At 60.4% G+C, this 13,597-nt stretch carries 12 protein-coding genes and 1 tRNA gene; 10 read left to right on the top strand and 3 right to left on the bottom strand.

The window, feature by feature from the left end:
• The first annotated feature begins 3 nt into the window (after nt 1-3).
• The 6 genes from IGS61_RS08175 to IGS61_RS08200 all read left to right on the top strand — a co-directional run bounded on the left by IGS61_RS08175 (nt 4) and on the right by IGS61_RS08200 (nt 6,926).
• Nucleotides 4-1,152 carry an MFS transporter gene (locus IGS61_RS08175; protein WP_230539124.1) on the top strand — a complete coding sequence of 383 codons (1,149 nt, stop codon included), beginning with the start codon at nt 4-6 and terminating at the stop codon, nt 1,150-1,152.
• A gap of 156 nt (nt 1,153-1,308) precedes the next feature.
• Entirely contained in the window at nt 1,309-2,154 is an 846-nt protein-coding gene (locus IGS61_RS08180; protein WP_230539125.1) for an undecaprenyl-diphosphate phosphatase, read from the top strand.
• Between the two features lie 6 nt (nt 2,155-2,160).
• On the top strand, nt 2,161-3,984 hold the full coding sequence (recQ, locus tag IGS61_RS08185; RefSeq protein WP_230539126.1) for a DNA helicase RecQ: 1,824 nt from the start codon (nt 2,161-2,163) through the stop codon (nt 3,982-3,984).
• Nucleotides 3,984-4,466 carry a hypothetical protein gene (locus IGS61_RS08190; RefSeq protein ID WP_230539127.1) on the top strand — a complete coding sequence of 161 codons (483 nt, stop codon included), beginning with the start codon at nt 3,984-3,986 and terminating at the stop codon, nt 4,464-4,466. Before recQ ends, IGS61_RS08190 begins: the two co-directional genes overlap by 1 nt.
• A 44-nt stretch (nt 4,467-4,510) precedes the next feature.
• The gene (locus tag IGS61_RS08195; protein WP_230539128.1) at nt 4,511-5,491 is read left to right on the top strand and encodes a LysR family transcriptional regulator; all 981 of its coding nucleotides are present in this window, start codon (nt 4,511-4,513) and stop codon (nt 5,489-5,491) included.
• A 148-nt stretch (nt 5,492-5,639) separates the two neighbouring features.
• Nucleotides 5,640-6,926, top strand: a complete 1,287-nt coding sequence (locus tag IGS61_RS08200; protein ID WP_034785857.1) for a Glu/Leu/Phe/Val family dehydrogenase — start codon at nt 5,640-5,642, stop codon at nt 6,924-6,926.
• 176 nt (nt 6,927-7,102) lie between these two features.
• Here IGS61_RS08200 and galE read toward each other — a convergent pair whose 3' ends face one another.
• The 3 genes from galE to IGS61_RS08215 all read right to left on the bottom strand — a co-directional run bounded on the left by galE (nt 7,103) and on the right by IGS61_RS08215 (nt 9,123).
• A complete protein-coding gene (gene galE / locus IGS61_RS08205) occupies nt 7,103-8,122 on the bottom strand; it encodes a UDP-glucose 4-epimerase GalE (RefSeq protein WP_230539129.1) in 1,020 nt (339 codons plus the stop codon).
• A gap of 154 nt (nt 8,123-8,276) precedes the next feature.
• Entirely contained in the window at nt 8,277-8,957 is a 681-nt protein-coding gene (gene trmB, locus IGS61_RS08210; RefSeq protein ID WP_230539270.1) for a tRNA (guanosine(46)-N7)-methyltransferase TrmB, read from the bottom strand.
• Nucleotides 8,958-9,049: 92 nt separating this feature from the next.
• Nucleotides 9,050-9,123 (bottom strand) — tRNA-Gly (locus IGS61_RS08215).
• 298 nt (nt 9,124-9,421) lie between these two features.
• Between IGS61_RS08215 and IGS61_RS08220 the strand changes: the two genes are divergently transcribed.
• The 4 genes from IGS61_RS08220 to wbaP all read left to right on the top strand — a co-directional run bounded on the left by IGS61_RS08220 (nt 9,422) and on the right by wbaP (nt 13,550).
• A complete protein-coding gene (locus tag IGS61_RS08220) occupies nt 9,422-9,673 on the top strand; it encodes a hypothetical protein (RefSeq protein ID WP_230539130.1) in 252 nt (83 codons plus the stop codon).
• Nucleotides 9,674-9,981: 308 nt separating this feature from the next.
• A complete protein-coding gene (locus IGS61_RS08225; protein WP_230539131.1) occupies nt 9,982-10,338 on the top strand; it encodes a diacylglycerol kinase in 357 nt (118 codons plus the stop codon).
• 252 nt (nt 10,339-10,590) lie between these two features.
• Nucleotides 10,591-12,009, top strand: a complete 1,419-nt coding sequence (locus IGS61_RS08230; RefSeq protein ID WP_230539132.1) for a mannose-1-phosphate guanylyltransferase/mannose-6-phosphate isomerase — start codon at nt 10,591-10,593, stop codon at nt 12,007-12,009.
• Nucleotides 12,010-12,086: 77 nt separating this feature from the next.
• Nucleotides 12,087-13,550 carry an undecaprenyl-phosphate galactose phosphotransferase WbaP gene (gene wbaP, locus IGS61_RS08235; protein ID WP_230539133.1) on the top strand — a complete coding sequence of 488 codons (1,464 nt, stop codon included), beginning with the start codon at nt 12,087-12,089 and terminating at the stop codon, nt 13,548-13,550.
• Nucleotides 13,551-13,597 lie beyond the last annotated feature (47 nt).

Raw genomic sequence — 13,597 nt, forward strand, 5'->3', positions numbered from 1 at the left:
CCCATGCACCTTACCGGCACCCTGCAACAACGCGCTACGCGCCTGGTCTTCTTCGCCGCAGGCCTCGGCATGGCCGCCTGGGCCCCGCTGGTTCCCTACGCCAAGTCGCGCCTGGGCCTCGATGAAGCGACCCTGGGCATCCTGCTGCTGTGCCTGGGCGCCGGCTCGCTGTGCGCGATGCCGTTTACGGGCATGCTCACGGCACGCTTCGGCTGCCGCAAGGTCATCTGCAGCGCCGGCTTGCTGCTGACCGCCATCCTGCCCGGCCTGGCGCTGGCCGCCACGCCGCTGCAACTGGGCCTGGTGCTGCTGGTGTTCGGCGCGGCCATGGGCACGTTTGACGTTGCCATCAATATTCAGGCCGTGATCATCGAAAAAGCCAACGGCGGCGCCATGATGTCGGGTTTTCACGCGCTGTTCAGCGTGGGCGGCTTTGCCGGCGCGGCCTGCATGGCCCTGCTGCTGTGGCTGGGCCTGACGCCGGCCTGGTCGTGCGCGGTGGTGATGCTGCTGCTGTGCGGCGTGCTGGGCGCTGCGCAAGGCCATCTGCTGCCGACGGCGTCCGCTTCGGGCGAAAAGACGCCGCTGTTCGTGATGCCGCACGGCGCCGTCATTTTCATCGGCTTGCTGTGCTTTATCGTCTTCCTGGCCGAAGGCGCGATTCTCGACTGGAGCGCCCTGTTCCTTACCACCACGCGCGGCGTGGAAGAAGCCAAGGGCGGCCTCGGCTACGCCGCCTTCGCCATCGCCATGACCTTGGGCCGCTTCACGGGTGACAAGGTGGTCAGCCGCTTTGGCGGAAAGCGAGTGCTTACTTTCGGCGGCTTGTGCGCGGCCAGCGGCTTTTTCCTGGCCGTGCTGGCGCCGCATGCCAGCCTGGCCATGGCCGGCTTCGTGCTGATCGGCCTGGGCGCTGCAAACATCGTGCCCATCCTGTTTACGGCGGCGGGCAACCAGAGCGCCATGCCGGCCAGCCTGGCGGTGGCGGCCATCACCACCATCGGCTATGCGGGCATCCTGGCCGGTCCGGCCGTGATCGGCTTCGTGGCGCACGCCACCAGCCTGAATATCGCCTTCGCCATGCTGGGCGCCGCCCTGCTGCTGGTGGCGGCCAGCGCGCGCCTGGCCGCGCCGGCAAAACAGGCTTCCTGAACTCTCCCCTTGCCTTGCGGGCAGCGGCAAAAAACCGCTGCCCGCAAGCGCCCAAATCGGCTCGACGGGCCTCCGGCATGGTAAGCTTCGACCCCGCGCACATTGCTGGCGCCACGCGGTCACCCCATCCTGTCACTTATACCCGTTTATACATCTATGGATCTCATTCTTGCGTTAAAAGCCATCATCATGGGGCTGGTCGAAGGCTTTACCGAATTCTTGCCGATTTCCTCCACGGGTCATTTGATCTTGGCCGGCAGCCTGCTCGACTTTACCAAGGATGTTTCGAAAGAAGTCATGGATGTCTTCGAGATCGCCATCCAGGCCGGCGCCATCCTGGCCGTATGCTGGGAGTACCGCCAGCGCATCGGCAGCGTGCTGACCACCTTCAGCACCGAGGTCAAATCGCGCAAGTTCGTGCTGAACGTGGCCATCGCCTTCCTGCCGCTGGCCATCATCGGCCTGGCGATTGGCAAGATGATCAAGCATGCGCTGTTCAAGCCAGTACCGGTCGCCATGGCCTTCATCATCGGCGGCATCGTGATTTTGCTGGTGGAGCGCCGCGCGCGCACCAATCCCGTCACCGTGCGCGTCAACTCGGTCGATGAAATGACGCCGTTCGACGCCCTGAAGGTGGGTTGCGCGCAAGCGTTCGCGCTAATTCCCGGCACCAGCCGCTCCGGCTCGACCATCATCGGCGGCATGCTGCTGGGCCTGTCGCGCAAGACAGCCACCGAATTCTCGTTCTTCCTGGCCATCCCGACCCTGCTGGCGGCCACCTTCTACTCGCTGTATAAAGCGCGCGACATCCTGTCGGCCACCGACGTGCCCCTGTTCGGCCTGGGCACCGTAGCCGCCTTCATCTCCGCCTTCCTGTGCGTGCGCTGGCTGCTGCGCTACATCAGTTCGCACGACTTCACGTTTTTTGCCTGGTACCGCATCGTGTTCGGCTTGCTGGTGTTGGCCAGCGCCCACTACGGCTGGGTTGTTTGGGCAGAATAAGGCACTATGAATCAAGATCTTAACCAGCGCGCGCTGCACCTGCTGCAGACCGTTTTCGGCTATCCGGCCTTCCGCGGCCAGCAGGCCGACATCGTCGACCACGTCAGCCATGGCGGCGACGCGCTGGTGCTGATGCCCACCGGCGGCGGCAAGTCGCTGTGCTACCAGATTCCCGCACTGCTGCGCGAGGGCGTAGGCGTCGTCGTCTCGCCGCTGATCGCCCTGATGCAGGACCAGGTGGACGCGCTGGAGGAAGTCGGCGTGCGCGCCGCCTTCCTCAATTCCACGCAAACCTACGAAGAGGCGAGCCGCATCGAGCGCCTGGTGCGCACGGGCGGCATCGACGTCGTCTACGTGGCGCCCGAGCGCCTGATGACGCAGCGCTGCCTGGACCTGTTCCAGGCCTCGAAGATCTCCCTGTTCGCCATCGACGAGGCGCATTGCGTGGCCCAGTGGGGGCATGACTTCCGTCCCGAGTACATCAAGCTGTCGGTGCTGCACGAGCAGTTCCCGGACGTGCCGCGCATCGCGCTCACGGCCACGGCCGACCCGCAGACACGCGCCGAAATCGCCCTGCGCCTGCAGCTGGAAGACGCGCGTCAGTTCGTCTCGTCCTTCGACCGTCCGAACATCCGCTACCAGATCGTGGAAAAGGCGAATGGCCGCAAGCAGCTGCTCGACTTCATCAACACGGAACACGCGGGCGATTGCGGCATCGTCTACTGCCTGTCGCGCAAAAAAGTTGAAGAGACGGCGGAATTTCTGAACCAGAGCGGCATCCGCGCCCTGCCCTATCACGCCGGCATGGAGTACGCCAAGCGCAGCGCCAACCAGGCACGCTTCCTGCGCGAGGAAAACATCGTCATGGTCGCCACCATCGCCTTCGGCATGGGTATCGACAAGCCCGACGTGCGCTTCGTCGCCCACCTCGATCTGCCGAAAAGCATCGAGGGCTATTACCAGGAAACGGGGCGCGCGGGCCGCGACGGCATGGCCGCCAACGCCTGGATGGCGTACGGCTTGCAGGACGTGGTGCTGCAGCGGCGCATGATCGATGAATCCGAAGCGGACGACACCTTCAAGCGCGTGCTGGGCGTGAAACTCGACGCCATGCTGGGCCTGTGCGAAACGCTCAGCTGCCGCCGCATGCGCCTGCTCGAATACTTCGGCGAACCGGCTTCGCCGTGCGGCAACTGCGACACCTGCCTGGTGCCGCCCGTGTCGTTCGACGGCACGGTGCCCGTGCAAAAACTGCTGTCGGCCATCTACCGCGTCGACCAGCGCTTCGCCGGCGGCCACGTGATCGACGTGCTGCGCGGCGTGGAATCGGAGCGCATCAAGACCTGGCACCACGATGCACTGTCCGTGTTCGGCATCGGCTCGGACCTGGGCGAAGCGGAATGGAAATCGATTCTGCGCCAGGCCATCGCGCTCGGTCTCGTCTCGGTCGACCATGAACAATACAGCTCGCTGAAACTGACGGACGCCTCGCGCCCCGTGCTCAAGGGCGGCCAGAAAGTGCAACTACGCCAGTACCAGAAACCGGTGAAAACCAGCAAGCGCTGCACCAGCGTGGCAAAAGGCTATGTCGAGACGGACTTGTCTACCAGCGAGCAGGCGATCTTCGACAAGCTGCGCTGGTGGCGCGTGGAGACGGCGCGCACGCACAACGTGCCCGCCTACGTGATTTTCGTCGACGCCACCCTGCGTGAAATCGCCAAGGCCAAGCCCACCTCGCTGGAACAGATGCGCGGCGTGAGCGGCGTGGGCGAGAAAAAACTGGCCTCGTACGGCGACGAAATCGTCGCCATGATCCTGGAGATGATTTAATGGAAGCACTCTCGCCGGACCTGATTTACCAGGCCGTGAAAATCCTCGGCGCCCAGCCCGACGCCGATGACGCGGTGGAAGCGCAAATCCGTACCCTGGTCGGCGACGACCTGACGGTGCGCCGCCTGGCCGACGTGGTGCCGGAAGCCTTCGGCCTGGTGCTGGCCTCGCACCTTCCCGGTGCCGAAAACATGACCTTGCCCGGCACCTTCTGCGCTCAGGACGAGGATGGCGAGTGGGTGGAGTTCCCCCTGCGCCGCGAACCGATCTTTGTCGTCGCCGCGGACATCGCCCAGCATACTTTCCACAACGGCCCGCGCGCCCTGATAAAAAATCTCGCCGACCGCAGCTCTTTGCTGTCGGCCATCAACAAGGCCCTGAACGCGGGCGGCTCGCTCGACGGCACGACCCTGGGTCCGCCGTCCTTCTTCGGCCTGCCGGCCGCCCTGTACCAGCCGGCGGCATCGCCCGATACGCCCTGACCACGTCATCTTGCCCCTGCCCTTGATAAAGGAACGCCGCCGCGATGGAAACCAAATGGCTGGAAGACTTCATCTCGCTCGCTGAAACGCATAATTTCAGCCGTTCCGCGGCCCTGCGCCACGTCACCCAGCCAGCCTTTTCGCGGCGCATCCAGTCGCTGGAAAACTGGCTCGGCATCGACCTGGTCGACCGCACCTCGTATCCCACGCGATTGACGCCGGCCGGCGCCGTGTTCTACGAGCAGGCGCTGGAAATGCTGGGACAAATCAATGGCGTGCGCGCCCTGTTGCGCGGCAAGCGGGCGGCCACGCAAACGAGCGTCGATTTCGCCGTGCCGCATACCCTGTCGCTGACCTTCATGCCGAAATGGCTGACGGCACTGGAAGACGGTTTTGCACCGATCAACAGCCGCCTGATGGCGCTGAACGTGCACGACGCGGTGCTGCAGCTGGTCGACGGCGGCTGCGACCTGCTGCTGTGCTATCACCATCCACGCCAGCCGGTGCAGCTCGATCCGGGCCGCTACGACATGCTGGTGATGGGCCGCGAAACCGTGCGCGCGTATGCGCGCTGCGGCCAGGACAAGGTGCCGGACTTCGTCCTGCCCGGCAGCGCCAAGGAGCCGCTGCCCTTCCTCTCCTACACCAGCAACGCCTACCTGGGGCGCATGGTGGAATTGCTGGTGGCCGACGCCAAGGCGCCCCTGTTCCTGGAAACCTGCTACGAAACGGACATGGCCGAAGGCCTCAAAATGATGGCGCTGGAGGGGCGCGGCATCGCCTTCCTGCCCGAATCGGCAGTCATGCGCGACGTCAAGTACAAGCACCTGGCGCGCGCCGACGGCGGCGCGCCAGGCTGGGAAATCGAGCTGGAAATCCGCCTGTACCGCGAGCGCCCGTCGGGCCTGCGCCCCGGCAAGCAGATCGTCGAAAGCCTGTGGCAATACCTGGTGCAGGCGCAGGAAAGCGCCGCGCGCGGCGGAAAAAAACGCCGGCGTGCAGCCTTCACCACAATTCCATCCTGACCTCCAATCTATGCAATAAATGCATAACCGGATGCGCACAAAGCATTGGCCGGGGCATGAGGCTATCGCCTACGATGCGGTTCCGCTGCGCGCAGCTGCATCTCGGCTGTGCCTCTAACGTATTCGTATTGTCAGGAGCTTATCAAGCATGACCAGCAAGCACGCACTTCCTTCCTACCTCAATCCTGAAGACCTTGGCCCATGGGGCGTCTACCTCGAGCAGATCGACCGCGTTACGCCGTACCTGGGCAACCTGTCACGCTGGGTGGAAACGCTGAAGCGTCCAAAGCGCATCCTGACGGTCGACGTGCCGATCGAGCGCGATGACGGCACCATTGCCCACTACGAAGGCTACCGCGTGCAGCACAATCTGTCGCGCGGCCCCGGTAAAGGCGGCGTGCGCTTCCACCAGGACGTGACCCTGTCGGAAGTGATGGCGCTGTCGGCCTGGATGACGGTCAAGAATGCAGCAGTCAACGTGCCATACGGCGGCGCCAAGGGCGGTATCCGTGTCGATCCGAAGACCCTGTCGCGCAACGAACTGCAACGCCTGACGCGCCGCTACACGAGCGAGATCAGCATGATCATCGGACCGAACAAGGATATCCCGGCGCCGGACGTCAACACGAATGAGCAAGTCATGGCGTGGATGATGGACAGCTATGCCATGATCGGCGGCAATATGTCGACCGGCGTGGTAACGGGCAAGCCAATTTCGCTGGGCGGCAGCCTGGGCCGCCGCGATGCGACGGGCCGCGGCGTGTTCGTCGTCGGTTGCGATGCAGCCGCCAAGGTCGGCATGTCGCTCGAAGGCGCGAAAGTCATCGTGCAAGGTTTCGGCAACGTGGGCGGCGTCGCTGCACGCATGTTCGCTGAAGCCGGCTCGAAAGTCGTGGCGGTGCAAGACCACAAGACCACCGTCGTGCACGCCGGCGGCTTGAACATCCCGCAGCTGCTGGCACACGTGGCCGAAGTGGGCAGCGTCGAAGGCTTCCCGGGCGCCGAGGCATTCGTGCCGCGCGAAGATTTCTGGGGCATCGATTGCGACATCCTGATCCCGGCCGCGCTGGAACAGCAGATCACGGCCGAACGCGCACAAGTCATCCGCGCCAAGATCATCCTGGAAGGCGCCAACGGCCCGACCCTGCCGGCAGCGGACGACATCCTGACCGACCGCGGCGTGCTGATCGTGCCAGACGTGCTGGCCAACGCCGGCGGCGTGACCGTCAGCTACTTCGAATGGGCGCAAAACTTCTCGAGCTTCTTCTGGACGGAAGAAGAGATCAACAGCCGCCTGACCCGCATCATGCGCGAAGCGTTCGACGCGGTCTGGCAAGTGTCGCAAGAGAAGAAAGTGTCGATGCGTACCGCCACCTTCATCCTGGCGTGCACGCGCGTCCTGCAAGCGCGCGAAGTGCGCGGCCTGTACCCATAATGGCTGCCTGAGAAAAAGCCTGGGGCGTTGTCGCTTCGCCTCGCCGTACTTGCGTACTGTCTTCGGCTTTGCGCCTAGCCCTGGGCATTTTTCAGGCGCCATTGGGTTGCTGGCGCTCTAAAAAAATCCCGCCACACTTTTGTGTGAGCGGGATTTTTTTACATCTACCGGATTTTCTACACTGCGTAGCCTTGCGGGTTCTGATGCTGCCAGCGCCAGTGGTCGCGGCACATGTCGTCGATATTTTTCTGCGCTTGCCAGCCCAGCAATTCCTTCGCTTTGTCGGCCGAGGCATAGCAGCTGGCGATGTCGCCCGGGCGGCGCGGCACGATGTCATAGGGAACCTTGCGGCCGCTGGCGGCCTCGAAGGCGCGCACGGTGTCGAGCACGCTATAGCCGTGTCCCGTGCCCAGGTTGACGGTAAAGCCGCCCTCGGTGGAAAACAGGCGGTTCAACGCCGCCACATGGCCCAGCGCCAGGTCGACCACGTGGATGTAGTCGCGCACGCCCGTGCCATCGGGCGTAGCGTAGTCGTTGCCGAACACGGCCAGGCGCTCGCGGCGGCCCACTGCCACCTGGGCGATGAAGGGCATCAGGTTATTCGGGATACCGGCAGGATCTTCACCGATCAGGCCACTGGCATGCGCGCCCACCGGGTTGAAGTAGCGCAACACACCGACTTGCCATTGCGCGTCGGCATGCACGAGATCGGCCAGGATCTGCTCGACCATCAGCTTCGAGCGGCCGTACGGATTAGTCACGGACAGGCGCGACGTTTCCAGGATCGGCAAGGCTTCCGGATCGCCATACACGGTGGCCGACGAGCTGAAGACAAAACGCTTCACGTTCGCCGCCGCCAGCACTTCCAGCAGCGCCACGGTGCCCGATACATTGTTGTCCATGTACATCAGCGGCTGGGCCACCGATTCACCCACGGCTTTCAAGCCGGCGAAATGGATCACGGCATCGATGGCGTGCTCGCGCAAGACGGCCGCCATGGCCATGCGGTCGCGCACGTCCGCTTCATAGAAGGGCACGCTTTTACCGGAGATGCGCTCCACGCGCGCCATCGCTTCGCGCGCGCTATTACACAGATTATCCACCGCGATGACCTCAAAGCCTGCAGCCAGCAATTCGACACAGGTATGCGAACCGATGAAACCGGATGCGCCGGTCACGAGTATTTTCTTGGACATAATATTACTCAATGCAAAAAAGATAAGACTACCGTAATTCCCGCGCCCTGCCTAGCCAGCGCACGCTAGCGTGCGCATGAAAAAAGCCTGCGGCGTCACCGCGGCAGGCTTGTTCTCGTGCAAACGGCACAGGTGGGCAAACCGCCAAAGAAATTTACTTCTTGATGAACACCAGATCCCACACGCCATGGCCCAGCTTCAGGCCGCGGTTTTCAAACTTGGTCAGCGGACGATACGCCGGCTGCGGTGCATAAGCATCGGCGCTATTGCGCAGCTGCGGCTCGGCACCCAGCACATCCAGCATTTGCACCGCATAATCTTCCCAGTCTGTGGCGCAATGCAGATAGCCACCCGGCGCGAGCCGATCGGTCAATTGCTTGACGAATGGCGACTGGATCAGGCGGCGCTTGTTGTGGCGCGCCTTGTGCCACGGATCGGGGAAGAAAACGTGGATACCGGCCAGGGAATTGGCTGGGATCATGTGCGTCAGCACTTCCACGGCATCGTGCTGCAGCAGGCGCAGATTCGTCAGCGACTCTTCACCGATCAGCTTCAACAAGCTGCCCACACCGGGCGTATGCACTTCGACGCCGATAAAATCCTTCTCCGGCATGGCTTTGGCGATATGTGCCGTCGTCGCGCCCATGCCAAAACCGATTTCCAGGATGACCGGCGCCTTGCGCCCGAATACCTGCTCGAAATCCATGGAGTCCTTGGCGAAAGGCAGCAGGAACTGCGGCCCCAAGGTCTCAAGCGCGCGCGCCTGCGCGACAGACAGCCGTCCCGCGCGGGTCACGAAGCTGCGGATGCGGTGTTCGGTCGGATCGTACATCATCGGCCGCGCCGGGCCGTTTGCTGGGGTATCAGAGGACATGGGAATGAAGAAAATAGTGGCCGCGCCGCACAAAACCAGGCGCCAGCGAAAAGTGGAGCGGGTGAAGGGAATCGAACCCTCGTCGTAAGCTTGGGAAGCTTCTGCTCTACCATTGAGCTACACCCGCGAAGCCTGCATTTTACGCGGGATGGGAAGGACTTGGCAAACTTGTGCGGCGCTTTTGAATTCATCAGCAATCCTTGCCGAAATGAATAGAAAATATTAAATTCACATCGGCACGCCAACGTTTTTGTTGATGCTGAACAACATCGCGGGAAGTTTGGTGCAGTGAATGACCTCGAATACGGCTAAAATAAGAGAAATTATTGTCGCCCTGAACGGTGTGGCGCAGACTAGCCGAAGAAATGTTGCTACAATCGAGTGACAGTTTAGCATTCCCGCTGTTCAACCTAAAAGGATATCCCATGAAGAAAATTCTGATCGCTTCGGCAATCCTGTGCTTCGCTTCCGCACAAGCCATGGCTCAATCGGCACCAGCTCCTGCACCAGCAGCAGCTGCACCAGCAGCTGGCGCTACTGGCGCCGCCGCTGCTGGCACTGTTGCCGGCCTGAGCACGAGCGCCCTGATCGCCATCGGCGCAGCAGTTGCCGTTGTGGCCGGTGCAGCAAGCTCGGACTCGACCACCGCGCACACGACCCCAAGCCACGCCAAGTAATCTGTTGATGCCTTTGGCTGAGACATACAAGGCCAAGCCAGCGGGCTGACGTCAAGCCGCACAACGCTGGCCTGGTCCCACGAGAAGCAAGCCTTGTCATACAAAGCGCCACTTCCTCGATAAAAGCCCTTTTTCATTTTCTTGAAAACGGGCTTTTTATTTTTCTTCAATGATGCGCGCGCTGTTAACGCCAGTCTTTCCTATTCCTGATACCTGGTCCTCTCCATGTGCGGGCGATACGCATCTGTTTTCAGAAAGAGCATCGGTCGTCAGGAAAATGAGTCGCCCTGACCAATCATGCATAGTTAATGAAAAACCAGCCTTTCCATAAACGCATGGGGTTTGCCCTGCAAGGCTTGAGTTCCGCCTTCCGCATGGAATCGAGCTTCCGGCTGCAATGCCTTGCTGCCCTCATGGTATTGATCGTACTGGCCTGGAACCGACCGGCCATGATCTGGTGGGCTTTATTGTTGCTCAACTGTGGCATGGTCCTAGCGGCGGAGCTCTTCAACACCGCCCTCGAAAATTTGATTGATCATATCCACCCGGCCCTCCATCCCTGTATCAAGACCGTCAAGGATTGCGCCGCAGGCGCCGTGCTCATTCTCAGTCTCAGTGCCATCTGCGTGTTTGTTGCTTTTTTGCTTGAAAACGTTGTGTGCTAAGGGGGAATACTGGGGGAGCAAACTACAATACAGGACGCGCTAGAATACCTGCCTCTCAGATTCCATAGAGTCGGGAGAAAATACAAAGATTCCTGTAATTCATTAAAATACTGCCCCTGCTTGCAACATTGATTTTTTGGCAGCATGTATGTCCGCCTCCTGTTGAAGAGCGCAGCAATCCGGGCAAGTTTTAGTGGATGCCGAATGACCAATCATTCAGCTCTATCCAATATTATTTACATTGAAGCATAAATGACTATTCCCCTCCTACCGGTAATTCTTTGTGGTGGCTCCGGCACACGTTTATGGCCGCTTTCGCGCGAAGCATTCCCAAAGCAGTTTCTGCGCTTGTCGACTCAGGGCAGCATGCTGCAACAAACGCTGCAGCGTCTGGCCGGCATCGACAATATGTCGCCAGCATTACTGGTATGCAACGAATCTTCACGCTTCATTGTCGCGGAGCAGGTGCGTGAAATCGGCCTGGAACATAGTCGCATGTTACTTGAGCCCATGCGCCGCAATACAGCACCGGCGATCGCCTCAGCCGCCCTGCAGGCGATGGAGCATGGCGAAGATCCGCTATTGTTGGTGTTGCCATCGGACCACGTCATTCTGGATACCCCGGCTTTCCATCGAGCAATCGCGCTGGCGCGTACTGCTGCAGAGGCAGGTAATTTGTTGACTTTCGGTATCACACCAACGTCTCCAGAAACAGGATACGGCTATATTCGCACCGAAGGCACTGCAACCGGGCAAGTTCAGCGCGTACTTGAATTCGTGGAAAAGCCGGCCTTGGCGCTTGCAGAACAATATATCGCCAGCGGTGATTACTTCTGGAACAGCGGCATGTTCCTGTTCCGCGCCAGCCGCTACCTGGCGGAGCTGGAACGCTTCCAACCCTCTGTCCTGGCCGCGTGTCGCGCTGCCATCAGCGCTGCGAAAAGCGACCTCGACTTCATCCGCCTGGACCAGGATGCCTACGCGGCCAGCCCCGATATCGCCGTCGACTACGCCGTCATGGAGCGCACCAGCCATGCGGCTACCATCGCCCTTGATGCCGGTTGGAATGATATCGGTTCCTGGAAAGCCGTACTCGACGTGACGGAAAAGGATGCCAGTCAGAATAGCACCCAAGGCGACGTGCTGGTCCAGGATTGCAACGATTGCCTGGTACACAGCAGTAGCCGCCTGGTCACCGCCATCGGCATGCGCAATACCGTTATCGTGGAAACCGCCGACGCCGTGCTGGTCATGGATGCGGATCAGGCACAACAGACGAAAACCATGGTCGCACAGCTGATTGCCAGGGAGCGTCCCGAGGCCACCATGCACCGTGAAGTCTTCCGTCCGTGGGGCTCCTATGATTCCATAGGCAAGGGCGACCGCTTCCAGGTCAAGCGGATTACTGTCAAACCTGGCGCCAAGTTGTCATTGCAAATGCATCACCACCGCGCCGAGCATTGGATCGTGGTATCCGGCACAGCCCAGATCACCAATGGCGACAAGGAATATTTGCTGACCGAAAACCAGTCCACCTATATCCCCCTCGGCGTCGTCCATTCTCTGGCCAACCCTGGCAAGCTACCGCTGGAATTGATTGAAATTCAATCGGGCAGCTACCTTGGGGAGGACGATATCGTCCGCTTTGAAGACCGCTACGGCCGCGCTTGAGCAAGTCGGCACACAATCGCCATGCATGCGGCACCGCAAGAGTTCACACAGAAGTTTATAAGGTTTAGCAAGTCATCATGAAACCAATCGAAGGCATCTTTGTACAAGAAGTGAAATGGTATTGCAGCAACAGGGCAGAAAAATATTTCCTCACCTTTGCCGATGCACTTGCCATGTTCATGGCATTCTGGCTCGCTGGAAAATGGAACCTCGATACCAGCGACTTGAACAGCTTCGGCCTGGATAGCTCACGCCTGCTCAGCTACAGCCTGCTATGCCTGGTCACTGTGGCGATCTTCAAGCTGAAGGGCCATCATGCCAAACGCCGTCCGTACTCGAATGAAATCAAGGAGCTGCTGAAGATCGCCATGGTCATGGGCTTGATCGACGCGGCCCTGGTCTTTCTCGACAAGCGCGACTCCTCGCGCGAGGCACTCTTGGCTACCTGGCTGCTGGTGCCATGCTGTGTGTTGCTGCTGCGCGGCCTGGTCAAATACCTGCTGATGAAAGCGGGCGGCTGGATACGCCCCATGGTCATCATCGGATGGGGTGACAATGCCTTGCAAACAGCACGCGCCTTCGATGAGGAAGCATTGATGGGCTATCGCCTGATTGCGTTCCTGATCCCGGAAGGCCAAGACCGTCTGGAGCATCATTATGTCAATCGCAGCAAGCAAGCTGTGCCCTGCATTCAACTGGGTGAGAACCCGGAACAAACACTCAAGCTGCTGGGCGACCCGCATACGGTTGTCGCCCTGGAGCAAGGCGGCATCGATGCCTATCAAAGCATGATCCAGCAGGTCAGCCGTTGCGTTGCCAATATGCAAGTAGTACCAGCCGTACGCGGCCTGCCCCTGTACGGTATGGAGGTCAACCATTTCTTTACACATGAAGTCTTGCTGCTGACCATGCGCAACAACCTGGCGCGACCAGGTTTGCAACTGATTAAGCGCTGCTTTGATCTGGCGGCCTCGATTTGCGTGCTGATCGTCGGCGCGCCCATCCTGCTGTGGATTGCGGCCAAGGTCTTGGCATCGGGCCGTCCCATCTTTTACGGCCACAAACGCGTGGGGCAGAATGGCAAGCATTTTCTCTGCTACAAGTTCCGCACCATGGCCGTGAATGCCGACGTCTTGCTCAAGGAGCTACTGGAGCGTGATCCTGAAGCCCGTGCCGAATGGGACCGTGATTTCAAACTGAAGAACGACCCTCGCATCACATCGATCGGCCACTTCCTGCGCCGGACCAGCCTCGATGAACTGCCGCAGCTATGGAACGTGCTGAAAGGCGAAATGAGCCTGGTCGGTCCGCGCCCCGTTGTCGATGCCGAACTGGAACGCTATGGCAACCAGATCGACTATTATCTTGAAGCCAAACCCGGGGTCACGGGCCTATGGCAAGTCAGCGGCAGGAACGACGTCAGCTATGATACGCGCGTTTATCTGGATGCCTGGTATGTCAAGAACTGGTCTTTATTCAATGACATTGTCATCCTGCTGAAAACGGTAAAGGTCATTTTCAAGAAAGATGGCGCGTATTAAAAACATGATCAAATAGAATTTCAATAATTTCATTTCGGAAATTTTTT

Source organism: Janthinobacterium sp. FW305-129 (assembly GCF_020858115.1).
Taxonomy (GTDB): domain Bacteria; phylum Pseudomonadota; class Gammaproteobacteria; order Burkholderiales; family Burkholderiaceae_D; genus Janthinobacterium.

Excerpts from the sequence above, each read along its gene's own strand:
- IGS61_RS08175 (WP_230539124.1), top strand. The coding sequence starts at position 4 with ATGCACCTTACCGGCACCCTGCAACAACGCGCTACGCGCCTGGTCTTC.
- IGS61_RS08180 (WP_230539125.1), top strand. The coding sequence starts at position 1,309 with ATGGATCTCATTCTTGCGTTAAAAGCCATCATCATGGGGCTGGTCGAA.
- recQ (WP_230539126.1), top strand. The coding sequence starts at position 2,161 with ATGAATCAAGATCTTAACCAGCGCGCGCTGCACCTGCTGCAGACCGTT.
- IGS61_RS08190 (WP_230539127.1), top strand. The coding sequence starts at position 3,984 with ATGGAAGCACTCTCGCCGGACCTGATTTACCAGGCCGTGAAAATCCTC.
- IGS61_RS08195 (WP_230539128.1), top strand. The coding sequence starts at position 4,511 with ATGGAAACCAAATGGCTGGAAGACTTCATCTCGCTCGCTGAAACGCAT.
- IGS61_RS08200 (WP_034785857.1), top strand. The coding sequence starts at position 5,640 with ATGACCAGCAAGCACGCACTTCCTTCCTACCTCAATCCTGAAGACCTT.
- galE (WP_230539129.1), bottom strand. The coding sequence starts at position 8,122 with ATGTCCAAGAAAATACTCGTGACCGGCGCATCCGGTTTCATCGGTTCG.
- trmB (WP_230539270.1), bottom strand. The coding sequence starts at position 8,957 with ATGATGTACGATCCGACCGAACACCGCATCCGCAGCTTCGTGACCCGC.
- IGS61_RS08220 (WP_230539130.1), top strand. The coding sequence starts at position 9,422 with ATGAAGAAAATTCTGATCGCTTCGGCAATCCTGTGCTTCGCTTCCGCA.
- IGS61_RS08225 (WP_230539131.1), top strand. The coding sequence starts at position 9,982 with ATGAAAAACCAGCCTTTCCATAAACGCATGGGGTTTGCCCTGCAAGGC.
- IGS61_RS08230 (WP_230539132.1), top strand. The coding sequence starts at position 10,591 with ATGACTATTCCCCTCCTACCGGTAATTCTTTGTGGTGGCTCCGGCACA.
- wbaP (WP_230539133.1), top strand. The coding sequence starts at position 12,087 with ATGAAACCAATCGAAGGCATCTTTGTACAAGAAGTGAAATGGTATTGC.